The sequence below is a fragment of the Fuerstiella sp. genome (assembly GCA_022447225.1).
In the GTDB taxonomy this organism is placed as follows: Bacteria; Planctomycetota; Planctomycetia; order Planctomycetales; family Planctomycetaceae; genus S139-18.
Window position 1 is genome coordinate 287,907 of sequence record JAKVAZ010000009.1, and the last position, 15,328, is coordinate 303,234.

Annotated in this window: 7 protein-coding genes; 5 read left to right on the plus strand and 2 right to left on the minus strand. The window is 52.5% G+C overall.

The genetic code is table 11. The features are described 5' to 3' along the window. The first annotated feature begins 116 nt into the window (after window positions 1–116). Entirely contained in the window at window positions 117–461 is a 345-nt protein-coding gene (locus tag MK110_11835; GenBank protein ID MCH2211986.1) for a hypothetical protein, read from the plus strand. A gap of 359 nt (window positions 462–820) precedes the next feature. Then, entirely contained in the window at window positions 821–2,107 is a 1,287-nt protein-coding gene (gene clpX / locus MK110_11840; GenBank protein ID MCH2211987.1) for an ATP-dependent Clp protease ATP-binding subunit ClpX, read from the plus strand. A gap of 190 nt (window positions 2,108–2,297) precedes the next feature. Here clpX and ribA read toward each other — a convergent pair whose 3' ends face one another. Then, on the minus strand, window positions 2,298–3,521 hold the full coding sequence (gene ribA / locus MK110_11845) for a GTP cyclohydrolase II (protein MCH2211988.1): 1,224 nt from the start codon (window positions 3,519–3,521) through the stop codon (window positions 2,298–2,300). Window positions 3,522–3,900: 379 nt separating this feature from the next. On the opposite strand from ribA, the gene MK110_11850 reads away from it, so the two are divergent. From MK110_11850 to MK110_11860, 3 genes are all read left to right on the plus strand, one after another. Next, a complete protein-coding gene (locus MK110_11850; GenBank protein MCH2211989.1) occupies window positions 3,901–6,354 on the plus strand; it encodes a DUF1553 domain-containing protein in 2,454 nt (817 codons plus the stop codon). Between the two features lie 173 nt (window positions 6,355–6,527). Next, the gene (locus MK110_11855; protein MCH2211990.1) at window positions 6,528–9,584 is read left to right on the plus strand and encodes a hypothetical protein; all 3,057 of its coding nucleotides are present in this window, start codon (window positions 6,528–6,530) and stop codon (window positions 9,582–9,584) included. Beyond that, complete coding sequence (locus tag MK110_11860; GenBank protein ID MCH2211991.1) at window positions 9,581–12,268, plus strand: hypothetical protein; 2,688 nt, start codon at window positions 9,581–9,583, stop codon at window positions 12,266–12,268. The genes MK110_11855 and MK110_11860 overlap by 4 nt, the downstream gene beginning before the upstream one ends. Window positions 12,269–12,682: 414 nt before the next feature. Here MK110_11860 and MK110_11865 read toward each other — a convergent pair whose 3' ends face one another. Next, window positions 12,683–14,686, minus strand: coding sequence for a DEAD/DEAH box helicase (locus MK110_11865; GenBank protein MCH2211992.1), 2,004 nt, complete (start codon window positions 14,684–14,686; stop codon window positions 12,683–12,685). Between the last annotated feature and the right edge of the window lie 642 nt (window positions 14,687–15,328).

Here is a 15,328-nt window from a genome sequence, read left to right on the forward strand (position 1 = left end):
GGCAGTGAACAACTTTGTGGCTGATTGGCACCACGGTTGCTAGCATAGGGCATTGTCAGAGACAGAAACTGCCGAACATCGATCAGGATCCACAAACCGAATTGTGGAAAACAGTTATGAACCAAGAATTTTGGGGACTGCCACAGGTTCCATTGGGGACAGAATCGTGGGGGGTCTTCACAGTTGTACTCATTGCGCTAATGATTTTTATCTGGCTGACTGCCCGTCTGGTAACACGGGCGACCGAAGATTCGGATCTTACCGAAACCGACCGGCAGATGTTGACAGCTATCAACGATTTACATCGCAAAGGTGACCTGTCTCAGCAAGAATTCCGATCCATCAAAAGTCAGTTGGTTGAACGGTTGAAGAAAGAACAGGAATCAGCCTCTCTCGATCGTTCCGATACAGAAGATTGTGAAGAGTTGAACGAATCAGGTACGAATCCCGCTGTTTCCTAGTCTGAGAAGAATCACGGCAACATATTAATGCGGACCGGTGTGGGCGCCAGAATAGAAACCGTGGTCAAAACCTTTGGATCGAAAATTCGCACAGCTCAACAACCTGATTCATAGCAACCGGCAGAATCTGTCTCAGCCCCATCGGACCGGTCAAATAGTCATTTAGAACGAAACGCAGGTATGGTCCGCCGAACTGTGGAAACCTGCAAAATTTGCACAAATACAGAAACAACGTTGGCAGGGACGCCGACAAATTCGGAGACCTGTCAACCGTTCATTGAATTCTCAGCTGCGTCGGACTTTACCTCCAAAGTCAGGAGTCGTGGTTAGTGGTTCTTTGACGACCTAAAGGACATGTGATGCCATCTGGTAAGGATTTTGGGAGCGGAAAAAAGAACGCTCAGGGAAAGCGGAACGCCAATTGTTCCTTTTGCCGCAAGAACTACCGAGAAGTCGGTCCACTGGTGGAAGGGCCTGATGACGTCTATATCTGCGGCGAGTGCATCGAGTTGTGCACATCGATTCTGGATCAGGAGAAGCGTCGCCGCGGCTCTCACAAACAGTTGTTCACCCGGGTTCCTTCACCACGCGAACTCGTACACGAACTCGATGAATATGTCATTGGTCAGGACCGCGCCAAAAAACTGCTCTCCGTGGCAGTGCACAGCCACTACAAGCGCCTGATGCATCTTCAGGAAACTGAAGATGACGGAATCGAAATTGAAAAATCAAATATTCTGCTGATTGGCCCCACCGGCTGTGGCAAGACATTACTTGCAAAAACGCTTGCACGGATCCTGCAGGTACCATTTGCGATCGGAGATGCCACGACTCTGACTGAAGCCGGGTACGTGGGGGAAGATGTCGAAAATCTTCTGCTGAAACTTCTGCATGCAGCTGACTTCGACATTGAAGCAGCGCAGCGAGGCATCGTATTCATTGACGAAATCGACAAGATCGGCAAGACCAGTCAGAATGTGTCGATTACACGCGACGTGTCGGGTGAAGGCGTTCAGCAGGCCCTGTTGAAAATGCTGGAAGGGACTGTGGCCAATGTGCCCCCGCAGGGCGGTCGTAAGCACCCGGAACAACAGTATATTCAGCTGGACACCACTAATATCCTGTTTATCTGCGGCGGAACCTTTGTGGGCCTGGAAGACATCATCGCTCAACGACTTGGTCGTAAGGTCATTGGCTTTGGCAACGCTGCCGGGTCCGCGGCAGATGATCAGGAACGGGAAAATATACTGGCACAGGCAACAGTCGATGACGTCATGGAATTCGGACTGATTCCGGAGTTACTTGGCCGGCTGCCGGTACTGGGAAGTCTGGCACCACTCTCTAAAGAGGCGCTCGTCCGAATTTTGACAGAACCACGAAACGCACTCGTCCGACAGTATCAAAAGCTGTTTGAAATGGAGGAATGCAGTCTGGAATTCGCGGAAGGAGCCATTGATGAGATCGCCCGTGTTGCCAGAGAACGCGACACCGGTGCTCGCGGGCTGCGAAGCATCGTGGAACATGTGATGTTTGACATTATGTTCGAGTTGCCGGAATTCGAACGCGGATCAAGTTTCGTTATCACTGAAGAAATGGCGAAGGGAAATCAGAAACTACTGACTGACGACGATTCTGCCGCCGCGTAATCAGACCAGGTTTAAGAAAACTTGAAAAAGCACCCCGTCCCGGTGAATAGGGTCGGGGTGCTTTTGTTTCCAGAGCTCATGTCCGTCACCCGTCTGATGCCTCAGACATCGTTCACTCGCTGAATTTCTGAAACAGGCGATCATCCATGATGGTTCGGAACACAGCTCAGACTGCACTAAACGACAGCTGTCACAATTCACTGTCAGGCAACAGGTGCCCCATTTTCGTCTTTTTCGTCTCCATATATTCGACTCGGCGTTCATGCGGAGGTGCAACAATCGGAACCTGTTCAATCACATTCAGATCCACGCCTGAATAAACAAAGGCGTCGGTTTTCTTGGGGTTGTTCGTCAACAGACGTACCCGGCTGAGGCCCAGATCTTTAAGGATCTGCAGTCCGACCATGTAGTCCCGCATGTCAGCCTTGTAACCGAGTCGGTGGTTGGCTTCGACAGTATCAAGCCCTTCGTCCTGAAGTCGGTATGCTCTGAGTTTCGCCATCAATCCGATGCCACGACCTTCCTGTGGCAGATAGACCACAGCACCGGTGCCTTCATCAAATATCATTTTCATCGCCATATGCAGCTGATCACCACAGTCGCACCGCAGCGAATCAAGAACGTCACCGGTGAAGCACGACGAGTGCATCCGAATCAGGGGAGCATCCGCTGCGGCCAGGTCTCCCCAGATCAGGGCCAGAGGCTCCTGGTCTTCATGGGCCACCGAGTAACACACCACAGTCGGTGAGCCACAGTCGCGAGTGGGAATCTCTACCTCTACAGCGCGTGTAACCAGCTGTTCACGCATGCGACGGTAACGAATCAAATCTTCGATGGTGATCATCGGAACGGCATGTTCTTCGGCCAGATTCTGTAATTCTTTCAAATCCGCCATGCCCATGCCGGTCTGGCTGCAGATCTCAATCAATGCACCAACAGGACGGTGTCCCGAAAGCCGCATCAAATCAACCGATGCTTCGGTATGGCCGGCACGGCGGAGCACGCCACCATCCATGGCCTCCAGCGGAGACACGTGGCCCGGCATCACAAAGTCATCGGCTCGACTCGCCGGATTTGCCAGTTCACGAATCGTGGTAGCGCGGTTATCAGCGCTAACGCCGGTCCCGGCCCTGACATGGTCCACATAAGTTAGAAAAGCAGTCTTTTGCGGAGCAGTATTGTGACTGTGGTCGACGACCGGATTCAGCATCAGGCGTCTGGCTTCTTCTCCGGACATCGGTGCGCACATCTGACCACGTCCGATTCGCAGCATAAAATCCACCTGCTCGGGCGTGATTGAATCAGCGGCACATACGAAATCCCCTTCATTTTCACGGTTTTCGTCGTCCACGACGATGACCATCTGACCATGTCGGAGAGCCTCCAGGGCTGTCTCAATAGAATCCAACGACACGGATTTCACCTCGTTAATACAGGCATGAGTGCTGATTCATTTTCATACCCATCTTCAGTTTACGGACTCTACAGGGCGTATTCTGCAGCATTTTCAGTTTGTAACCGTTATCTGGCGGGTGTTCTTTATATGTAATTTGTCACAATTACTTTTAAATAACATCGACGGGGATCACCGGAGTTGTCAAGACCGGCTCTGCTGAGGGCTGTGCAGTTTTTGGATGTATTGTCAAAACGTGCTATGATTCTTGACTCCTCCCCCACATTTCCTACGCTAATATACAGTGGGTCCGCTTGGGTTTTGGCGGATACTGCGTATTTTTCTTACTCAATTCCTCCCTTTGCTGGCAGGACGCCATTTTCCACCGGAGCTGTTCGTCATGATGCGACTTCTTTCTCCCGTGTTAGCTGTTGTCATCGGTTCCACCGCTGTCTTTGCTGACAGTGTCGATATCAAAATCGATCCTGTGCCCGATTCAGGTACCATCCTGATTCGCAGTCCGGATGCACGTCAGCAGCTATTCGTCTCTGCCCTCAGGTCGGAAGGTCAGCAGCCTGACGTAACGCGTGAAGTTAAATGGAGCGTCGCTCCGGAAGGCGTTGTTAATGTTGATGACAGCGGTCTTGTCACACCGTTGTCAGACGGTGAAGCAACGGTGACGGCTGAGTGGCAAAATCAGGCAACAAGTCAGGTTTCTGTCTTGGTCAGCGGATTTGCCTCGCCACCTTCCATTAGTTTCAGAAATCAGATTGTTCCGATTTTCACGCGTCTGGGCTGCAATGGTGGAGGCTGCCACGGAAAATCAGGAGGTCAAAACGGATTCAAACTGTCACTGCTTGGATTTTATCCGGACGAAGATTACGAATTCATCCGCAAAGAAAACCGCGGTCGTCGTGCCTTCCCTGGTGCTCCTCAGGAAAGCCTGCTTGTCAAGAAAGCGATCGGCGAAACGCCTCATGGTGGTGGTAAACGGATGGATACGGACAGTTACGAGTATCGCATGCTTGTCCGCTGGATTGAACAGGGCATGCCGTATGGCGATGAGTCGGCTCCCGAGGTTGTCGGAATTCAGTGTTTTCCGGACGCCAAAGTGATGACACAAGAGACAGAGCAACAGGTCTCCGTGATTGCAACGTACAGCGACGGCTCCATCGAAGATGTCACCCGGATGACGGTTTACGAAGCCAATGACACTGAAATGGCTGAATGCAGTGAGACAGGTCTTGTAAATACACTGACTCTGGCGGGCGAAGTCGCAATCATGGCCCGATATCAGGGACAGGTGTCGACATATCGTGCAACAATTCCGCTCGGAGCAGATGTATCGCAAATTCCGGAATCGGAAAACCTGGTCGACGCTGCCGTATTCAATAAACTCAAAGTACTTGGCATTCCGCCGTCCGAGGTCTGTGATGATGCCACATTCCTGCGTCGTGTTTCGCTGGATATCGGCGGAGCTCTGCCGGACATAACACAGGTGAATGCGTTTCTGGAAGATGACCGCCCGGACAAGCGAGCCCGATTGATTGATCAATTGCTGGACAGTGATGAATACGCAGACAATTTTGCCAACAAGTGGAATTTTGTTCTGCGCAACAAACGGACAAAAGGCGAAGACAAAACCGGTACCTTTCTGTTTCACCGATGGGTCCGTGACAGTATTTATGACAACAAACCCTACGACGATTTCGTCACCGAACTGCTGACTGCTACCGGTGAACCCACAATCAATCCGGCTGTCACTTGGTATCGTGAAGTTGATCAGGCCGAAGAGCAGGTCGAAGATACGGCACAACTGTTTCTGGGAGTTCGGATTCAGTGTGCCCGATGCCATCACCATCCGTTTGAACGCTGGAGCCAGAATGATTACTACAGTCTGGCTGCGTTCTTCAGTCAAATCGGTCGTGAGGGAATTCCAAATGCTCAGGCCGGTATTCGTGATCAGCAACTCGTGCATAACAGTGGAGTTGCTGAGGCAAAGAATCCCCGGAACGGCACCATGCTCAAGCCCTCAGGACTGGGAGCGGTTCCGATCGCGGTTGCAGCAGAAGATGACCCGCGTGCCCAACTGGCGGAATGGATGCGGTCTCCGGACAATCCGTTCTTCGCTCGCACCCTGGTTAATCGGTACTGGAAACACTTCTTTAATCGCGGAATCGTCGAACCCGAAGATGATATGCGGGAGACGAATCCCCCAACCAACCCGGAACTCCTCAGTTCCCTGGCGAATTATTTCGTTGAATCCGGTTACGACATGAAAGAACTCGTTCGCACGATTTGCAATTCAAAAACTTACCAGCTCAGTGCCATTCCAAACGAGTACAACGGGAGCGACAAACAGAATTTTTCACGTTACTATCCTCGACGTCTGGCTGCAGAAGCCCTGTACGATGCTTTCCACAAAGTCACCGGCACGTATGAGTCATTTGCTGACATGCCGGCCGGTACACGGGCGCTACAGCTTGTTGACAGTTCGAAAGTACCTTATTTCCTTAAGGTATTCGGACAGCCGGCCGGCGACACTGCCTGCGAATGCGAACGGAGCCCGGATGCAAATCTGGCTCAGAGTCTGCACCTGTTAAACAGCAGCGAAGTTCAGAACAAGGTAGGTAAAGACGGAGCGCGAGCCAAAACTCTGGCCGCTGATACCGAACGACCTCATCGCGACAGGATTCAGGAACTGTACCGGGCCGCCTTCTCACGGCAAGCTGAACCCGACGAAATGCAGGTTGCGATTAGCTATATTGAATCTCACAAGGACAATGTGCCTGCCGCATACGAAGATATTTTGTGGGCACTCATCAACACCAAAGAATTCCTGTTCAATCACTAGAGATCCTGTTTGCACAGCAAAATGTGCAGTCCCGACACCCCGGAGGTAAAGAAGGTCCTCTGAAATTGTCGACTGCATGGTTCCAGGAATTTCGCCGCGTTCACGGGGCAGGGCAGCCTCAATCACCTCGTCTTCCCCTCCCGTCACGTTTTCTCATATACCGGCAACTCTCGATGACACGATGGCTCCGGATTCCAATTGGCCTGATTCTTCTATCCATTCTACTGCCGGTTGCAACCGCACAGCTGCCGCAGATTCGACTCGGGGCTCTGTTTCCTCAGGGAGGCGCAGCTGGTTCAACAGTTCGGGTGGTAATCACTGAAAGCACGGATAACGACGAACTTTCTGGGTTGCTGTTTAGTAATCCGGAAATCACGGCAGTGCAGGCCACTGATGATTCCGGAGCAGACATTGCCAACAAGTTCGACGTGTCTGTTGGTGAAGGAGTTGAGCCGGGCTATTACGAAGTCCGACTGCGGGGTCTGTTTGGTGTCAGTAATCCCCGCACCTTTCGAGTCGACACGCTTGATGAGATCAATGAGGCTGAACCAAACAACACGACGGATGCTGCTCAGCTTGCGTCCATCGGTCAGATCATCAATGCGCGTGCCGACGCTGCCGGCGACATTGACAACTTCAGAATTTCTGTCAAAGCCGGACAGACTATTACAATCCGTGCTGAAGCGGCCCGCATCGACTCGCTCATGCAGCCGGTTGTCCAGGTTCGGAATGAAACAGGACGTCGAATCGGGCGTGCTCGTCGCACACTGGACCAGGAAGCAAACATCGTAGTCACGAGTAACAGTGATCAGGTGCTGACTGTAAAAGTCCATGACATTGTTTACGCCGGAGGGCACAGATACCCTTATCGTCTCACCGTTGACACCCGACCGCTCGTGGATTTCGTCTGGCCACCAGTCGTCCCATCCGGTGCAGAAACAGTTGTTATGCTGTACGGACGACATTTGCCCGACGGTGAACCCACGGACCTGAAGATCAACGGCACACCACTTTCACGGAAGCCACATTTCATCAACGCTGTCAGCGTCTCCGGACCGTCTACCGGCTCATCCCCGGCAGCATCTGCAGTCGACACACGGTGGTGGAACGACATTGACGGCAACGTGCTGCGTCTGGCTGTCTGCCGTGGAGGGATTCCGGTATATCGAGATTCTGACCCCATCACAGCCACGGGTCATGCTCTTACAGGTCCGTTTACCGTTGCAGGACGTTTTCGATCCCGTGGAAATGAAAGTACGTTGCGTTTCTTCGCCCGCAAAGGGGAAGTAAGAGACATTGAGGTAGTGTCTCAACGATTGGGTGTCCCTGCCAATTCCATTCTCTACGTCGAAAAGGTTACAAAGGCAGAAGACGGCACGGAAACAGTAAAACTACTGGCTTCTGAAAAGGATGGACGTCAAAACCCCGGGGGAAATCAGTTACCCACGTTTACCAGTGACCCTGCTTACCGCCTGAAGGCAGATGAAGACGCTATCTACCAGTTGCGGGTCAAAGATCGTTTTGCGGGATCCACCTCGAGTCCGGAACGATTCTTTGTTGTTGATGTTCACTCCCCTCAGCCGGACTATGAACTCATCGCATTTGAATCAATCGCTTCTGCGGACGGGGCTGCCCCGGCAACAACCGGGGCCGTCAGTATACGTCGAGGCGGACATTACGAAATCCCCGTTTATGTCATACGCGAAGACGGGCACAAAGCGGCTGTCACTGTCACTGCCGAAGGATTGCCGGACGGCATCACCTGTATTCCGGCAACGATCGCATCCGGACAACCCGGAACAAAACTGCTGTTAAAGGCTGCCGACGATGCTCCGGAAGCGACAGTTCAGATTCGGATTACCGGAACTACCGAGGAATTGAAACGTGAAGCACATGTGGCAACGCTGTTGTACGACGGCATTAACGGGTTGCCGCGAACCGGGAGATTGACTCATGCACTGATGCTCAATGTGATGAGAGATGACGAACCGTTTACCGTCCAGTTCGGACTGGCCAAAGCCGAGGTTCATCAGGATCAGCAGTTGTTAATTCCCGTAACACTGACCAGACGTAACGGATTCAATGGTAAGGTTGATGTGACCTTCATCGGTCAGCCTAAGAACGTTGATGTGCCGACGGTGTCTTTCGCAGCCGACGTTGTGACTGCCACGGCCCGACTCTACTTCAAAGAAAATGCGAAAACCGGGTCCGTCCAGCTTATGGCTTATGGCGCCGGGCCGGTCAAATATCGGCGAAACCCATGGATGGCCGAGCGGGCACATGCCCGCGTCGCAAAAATACAGAAACAGGTAGATCAGCAGCAGACAATCCTGGACGACTCAACTGCAGCAATGAATTCAATTAACGATGATGTTGCGAGGGTGACAGGCTCAATCGCCACACTGAAAAAACAGCTCGACACGGAACAAGCAGAAATCACTCAACTGAAAGCGAAAATCGCCGCAGCCACCGGTGAAGAAGGAGAGACACTGGCGGCGATTCGAAAGATTCAACAGGCCCAACTGACAGCAGCGGAAACCGTACAAACAGCCGACACTTCACTTGAGGCACTTGAGACGGCATCTAAGTTTCTGGAGTCTGCAGCCGCCGAACTGACCAGAGTTACAGAGGAAATTGCCGGCCAGACTGAACACCTGAAGATCGCCGTTGGTGAGGCCCTGGAAAATAAAAATCAGCGTAATGCAGCTCAGGCAGGTCTCGCTGTCCTTCAGGAAAAACTGAAACAGGCACAGGCTGGGGCAGCCGCGGCGCAGGAAAAACAGGATGAACTTAACGCTCAAAAAACCAAAGCCGACGAAGCAGCAAAAGCGGCTGACGCCGCCACACAACCCAAGGACGTCAACGTTCGCGCAGTTGCTTCAGCAATTGACCTCAACGTTTATAAAACGCCCGGCAAGATCACGGCTGCGGTTCCGGAAGGTGGGGCTGTTAAACGCGGCACCTCTATAGAAATTCCGGTAACGATTGCTCGAAAGAATGACTTCGCAGGTGCTGCCACAGTCACTCTGTTGCTGGCCGACGGTACCGGATTAACGGCTTCGCCCGTTAATATTGCGGCGGATCAGACAGAAGGAAAAATCACGATCATCGCTGCCGACGACGCACCGGTCGCAGATGTTTCCAATGCGGTTTTCCGCGCCACCACATCAGAATTTAACGGACGTCCCGCCTCATTTGACGTCCCCATTGCACTCAAGGTAACCGAATGATGCAACTACGACCGTACACAATCGTTTCTATTGCGTGTGTCGTTTTGAATACTGTCTGCCTGGCGGATCCCAACAACGACGAACAGCCGATTGTCCCTGAGGCTGTGAATCTCGGACGTCCTGTGTCTTTCAAAAATGACATTTACCCAATTCTCGCGGGCAGCTGTCTGGCATGTCACAACAGGACCAAAGCCGAAAGTGATTATGTTCTGGAAACAGCTGAGTTGGCGATCCAGGGTGGTGCTGCCGGCGAAGGCATTGTTCCGGGAGAACCGGACGACAGTTATATGTATATGGTCGCAGCGCGGACAGAGGAACCCGCCATGCCTCCGATGCCCAACGAAGTTCAGGCAAAGCCTCTGACTCCCAAACAGCTCGGTCTTCTGCGACAGTGGATCCTGGAAGGTGCAAAGGACGACAAATCCGGCGACGATGGCATCTCCTGGCAGGTCCTTGATGAAACACTCAAGGCTGTGTATTCGATTGATGCCGATCGCTTTGGACGTTTCGTTGCGGCTGGTCGCGCCAACAGAGTTACGGTCTATGACCTCGCAGCACCCGGAGTGGTGCGGTCCCTGATCGACCCGGCTTTGGAACAGCCTGGTGTCTCACACCGCGACTATGCCCATGCTGTTGCATTTAATCCGGCCGGAGATCTTGTTGCGACCTCTGGTTATCGGGTAGTGAAACTGTGGAAACGAGAAAATTTCGCGGTGAATTCAACGGCAGATCTTCCGTCACTGGACGTGAATGTCTCCGGCGATGGAACTCTGCTGGTAAAAATATCCGACACTGGATCCGCTCAATTATTCCAGGCAGCAGAAGACAAACTGGTCGCTGATCTTAATAAGGACCTTAGTCGTGAACGCCTGATCTCAAAACGGGAAGCCGAACGTGCAATGAGAGAAGCACGGGTCAATGTGGTCAAAGCCCAGGTCGAGGAGAATCAGAAACGTCTGGATGAACAAAATAAAGCCGTCGAAGCTGCCGTTGAAAAACATAAAAACGCAACAGAGTCGGTTGCGGAAGCTGAAAAGAAGCTGACGGAAGCCCAAATCGCGGTCACGGGACCTGATCACCCGCTGGCCGAAGCCCGAATTACACTCGCCGACTCGGAACAACAGCTGGCCGAGTCACGAACCGCTGTCACTGCGGCTGAAAAACAGTTGAACGAATCCCCGGACAATAAGGAACTCAGCAACAAAGTTACCGAACTCAAACAAAGCGTCGAAAAACAGACAACGCAGGTACACGAACTTCGAGGCAGCGTGGTCGAGCTCAAGAGAAAAGCCCTCGCTGACGCGGAGGCATCCGTTGTCGAAGCTGAAAAACAACTGACAGAATCCCCGGACGATGAAGACCACAAAAAGAAGGTTGAAGACCTCAAAAAACTTGTCGAGGAGCTCAACAAGAAGATCCCTGCAGAGATAAAGTCTGAGATTGCTGACGCAGAGAAACAGCTGGCTAATGCTCCCGGTGACGAAAACCTGAAGAAGAAACTCGAAGAACTCCGCAAGAGTCAGGAAGAACTGAACAAGAAGATTGAAGAACTTAAAAAAGCTGTCACCGATGCAGAAAAGGCCGTTGTTGATGCGAAGGGTGCCGTTAAGTCGGCGTCACGAGGAATCGAACTGGCAAAGCAGTCTGTCGTTCGCGCGGAGGAACGACTTCAGGCTCGCAAGGATCTGCAGGCGCTGTCCGAAACTGAACTGGAACAGTCAACGACAAGTCGGGATGAAGCCAGTGCTGCGGTCGCTGATGAAATGAACGTTCTGGCAGCAGTCTTTATTCCTGACGAACCACTGGTGGCTACCATTGAGCGTTCCGGAACCATCCGCCTCTGGCGTACCGGAGACGGTACTCCAGTGGATAAAATCTCTGCAGGTGAGGCCATAGACAGCAGTATCAAATCAGCAGCTTGTGATGGACGGTTACTGTCAATTGTGACTGACGATAACGTCAGTAGAACAGTTGATCTCTTTCCAGAATGGCAACTGGTGCATCAGCTTGGACCGCAGGAAGACGCAGAATCTGTTTTTGTCGCTCGTGTGCTGAGTCTTGCTTTTTCACCTGACGGTTCACGTCTGGCAGTGGGCGGTGGAGAAGCATCGCGATCCGGAGAATTAACCGTCTGGAAAACCGCAGACTGGACGCTGGAGCGAGAAATCACTGATGCTCACAGCGATACAGTTTATGGACTCGACTTTTCTGCTGATGGACGGTTTCTCGCCTCGGGTGCGGCTGACAAATTCGTTAAAGTCTTCAACGTGGAAACAGGTGAGCATGTGCGATCATTTGAGGGACACACGCATCATGTCATGGACGTCAGCTGGAAGGGCGACCGAACCTCACTGGTCAGTGCCGGCGCAGATAACGTTCTGAAAGTCTGGGATGCGGAAACCGGTGAACAGCGGCGGACCATCAGTAGTCATAAGAAACAGGTAACTTCCGTTGAGTATGTCGGTCTGGAAGACAATTTTCTCAGCAGCGGCGGAGACAAACGAGTTGCCCTGCATCAGGCCGGAGACGGAAACGCTATCCGTGAATTTCCCGGAAGCAGTGACTACGTGTATTGTTCGTCAATAACCAGTGACGGCAAACTGGTTGTCGCCGGCGGGGAAGACGGTATCGTTCGCGTCTGGAATGGAGCAGACGCCTCAACAATCAGCACCTTTGAACCATAAAGATTTTGTCACGAACAACCACGCTTCATCAATGGTTCAGTTGGCCAGCTGGAGATGGAAGAACGGCTCCACCACTTTCACTGTTCGAACTCTGTAACAGAATTCGCCCCCGGGGACAGTTTTTAAATCTTCACGGGCAATAACGGGGTGCGGTACTTGCCGTCCTGAACTGGACACCACCGACGATTAATGCGCACAGCCGATCGACCGTACGGATTCATCACAATCTGCCAAAAACATGAATCGGGAGATCCGTCCGCTCGTCATCGCTGACTTACAACGTGCTGCAGTGCCGTAAGGACATTGACGATAACAGCCGACACGACCTGACAGCAAAGCTTAACGCCACGATCGAATCAAAACACGCCAACTGGCGTAACATCCTGTTCGACTTCTTTTGCAAACATCTCATTCTCACCGGCCGTTTTTTTTGCGTCGATTGTCCTTTGACGCCTTGTGCGAGGGTTTGCCACTTCCTTTCGTCCTTCTACTGAAGGGACGCTTGCCGGATTTGTCCTTTGGATGTCCGGACTCTTTCTTTCCAAAAGTTCCGCGACGTCGTGATTTCCCACCAGATCGGACTGCACTCCGCCGGGAGGCCTGAGTGTCTTCGCTATAGAGGCGCAGTCCCAATGGCCGACCAGCAACTCGAACTTTTTGCAGTGCATTCAATACGTGGGCCGGGATTTGTTTCGGCAAATCAATTGTACTGTATGTCGAATGGATGCGGATATGGCCGATGGCGTCTCCGTCGATTCCACCTTCATTTGCTACGGCGCCAACAATGTTCCCGGGCTTGACTCCATCCTCCCTGCCAACAGAAACCCGATAGCGATCCATACCAGCTTCACTAGATCCCGATGAAGGAAATCCCTGCGCGGACTGTCGGGAACCCCGGCTGAATTGCGACTCACGATCATGATCCGGACGACAACCCTGCCGGTCTCTCTTTGCCTGACGCAGTTCATTGACGAAGAACGGACGGCCCTGCTGACCCAGATGAGCCAGTGCGGCCGCAATCTTGAGCATTGGGATTTCTGACTCTTCAGCGAATTCCTGAATCATTTCTTCGAATACAGAGACATCTTCATTCGCAGCGGCTTCCGTGATTTTTTGCATGAACCTCTTAACCCGCGTTGCGTTAATATCATCCGCGGTCGGCAGATCGATCACTTCAATCGTTTGCTTGGTCGCTCGTTCAATCTGTCGCAATCGACCTCGCTGAGACTTGCTCAGAAAAATGATCGCTTCGCCCTTACGTCCCATTCGTCCGGTCCGTCCAACTCGATGAATATAAGATTCGTTGTCGTTGGGAGCGTCATAGTTGATCACATGGCTGACTCGAGTCACATCCAGCCCGCGAGCTGCCACATCGGTTGCAACCAGAATGTCCAGTTCGCCCACTTTGAGTTGTTCGATCGTGCGTTCGCGAACTCGTTGAGGCATGTCACCGTTGAGTGCTACGGTGGACAGCCCTTCACGTTTGAGCTGATCCGCGACAGTGACGGTGGCGTCTCTGGTCTTGGTGAAGATGATAACGCCGTCGGTTTCTTCTGCCTCAAGAACGCGTTTGAGTGCATCGATCTTGTTGCGAGGAGTTACGAATAGAACCCGCTGTCGAATGGAATCAGCAGTCGCCGTTTTCTGCTTGATGGTAACTCGAGCCGGATTGTCGAGGTGCTTTTCGGCGATCGTACGAATCGGTGCTGGCAGTGTGGCTGAAAACAGAGCAACCTGGCGTTCTTCGGGAGTATGCTCCAGGACGAATTTGACATCATCCAGAAAGCCCATATTGAGCATTTCGTCCGCTTCGTCGAGTACCAGGCAGCCGAGTTCGCTGAGGTTGAGAGTCCCTCGTTTGATGTGATCAATCACTCGTCCCGGTGTTCCAACAACCACATTGACACCTCGCTTGAGCTGTCGGAACTGTGAGTCGTAACTCTGGCCACCGTAAATCGTGGTCACTGTAAATCCTGGAAGATACGCACCGTAAGTCGAGAATGATTTCGAGACCTGAATGGCCAGCTCACGGGTCGGCGCCAAAACAAGGACTTGAGGGTTACGGGATGCATTCTTGCCAGTGTCGATCAGTGATAGAATTGGCAAAGCAAATGCAGCCGTCTTTCCGCTGCCTGTCTGCGATTGAGCGAGGACGTCCTGTCCCGCGAGAACGTGCGGGATAATCTCAGACTGAATCGGAGTTGGCTGCTCGTAACCAGCATCAATGACAGCCTTGAGCACATATTTGTTGAGTGCGAGAGCTACAAAACCGTTTTCTTCCTTCGTCAACACCGTCTCGACAGCCTTCGATCTTGCGGCAGCGGTCGGCTGTAACGACTTCTCTGTACGGTCCACTTGGAGTGACAGGCCAGCAGTGGTCCATGGTGTGCCGGAATCAAGTTTCGTTGTTGAGGCCACGGACTTAGTCGGTCCGGCGGAATTCACTTTAGCAGCGGCGGATGGTTCGGGTTGAGTCGGGACTGGTAAAACGTTGTCTGAATACGTTTCCGTCGCCTTTTTTTGGACTGTAGTGTGCGATTCCGGAACGGCTTGAACTCCGGGTTCATTCTCGGCGTGCGCTGGTGTTGAGATTGGCCCGGCTGGTAAGGACGGTTTCTCCGGAGCAGATGCTCGTCTTGCCACTGACCGGAAGTCGCGATCTTTGAATGGAACGACGGTTTGCTCGGAAATACTGCTGGGGCTGCTTGAGGTGGCCTTATCGTTTACGCAGGCGAGCTGCGCAGAGTCAGCAGGCAGCTCTGGTTGAACTGAACCATCAGACATTGAATTTCTTCCGACAGACGGGTAAGCACCGCATTTTTTTCAAACAACGGTGGCCCTGGCGTGAGCGACACGAGCGACTGCAATTAACGCACGGTTCGACATCTGAGAAACACAGAAAGCGACGCTCCTTCGTTCTCTGTTTCGGTGCGGTGTGTCCCTGGAATACGCCGGGAAACCGAACTTAAGAACTATCGCTTTTGAGCCCGCCGGGAATGATTTGCAGCGTGTCGCAGTTCCTGCGTCGACCTGCTGGCGGAATCAAATCGAAGCTGTACC

What these genes read in the sequence shown, in the direction of transcription:
- MK110_11835 (MCH2211986.1), top strand. Translation starts at nt 117, where the DNA reads ATGAACCAAGAATTTTGGGGACTGCCACAGGTTCCATTGGGGACAGAA.
- clpX (MCH2211987.1), top strand. Translation starts at nt 821, where the DNA reads ATGCCATCTGGTAAGGATTTTGGGAGCGGAAAAAAGAACGCTCAGGGA.
- MK110_11850 (MCH2211989.1), top strand. Translation starts at nt 3,901, where the DNA reads ATGATGCGACTTCTTTCTCCCGTGTTAGCTGTTGTCATCGGTTCCACC.
- MK110_11855 (MCH2211990.1), top strand. Translation starts at nt 6,528, where the DNA reads ATGACACGATGGCTCCGGATTCCAATTGGCCTGATTCTTCTATCCATT.
- MK110_11860 (MCH2211991.1), top strand. Translation starts at nt 9,581, where the DNA reads ATGATGCAACTACGACCGTACACAATCGTTTCTATTGCGTGTGTCGTT.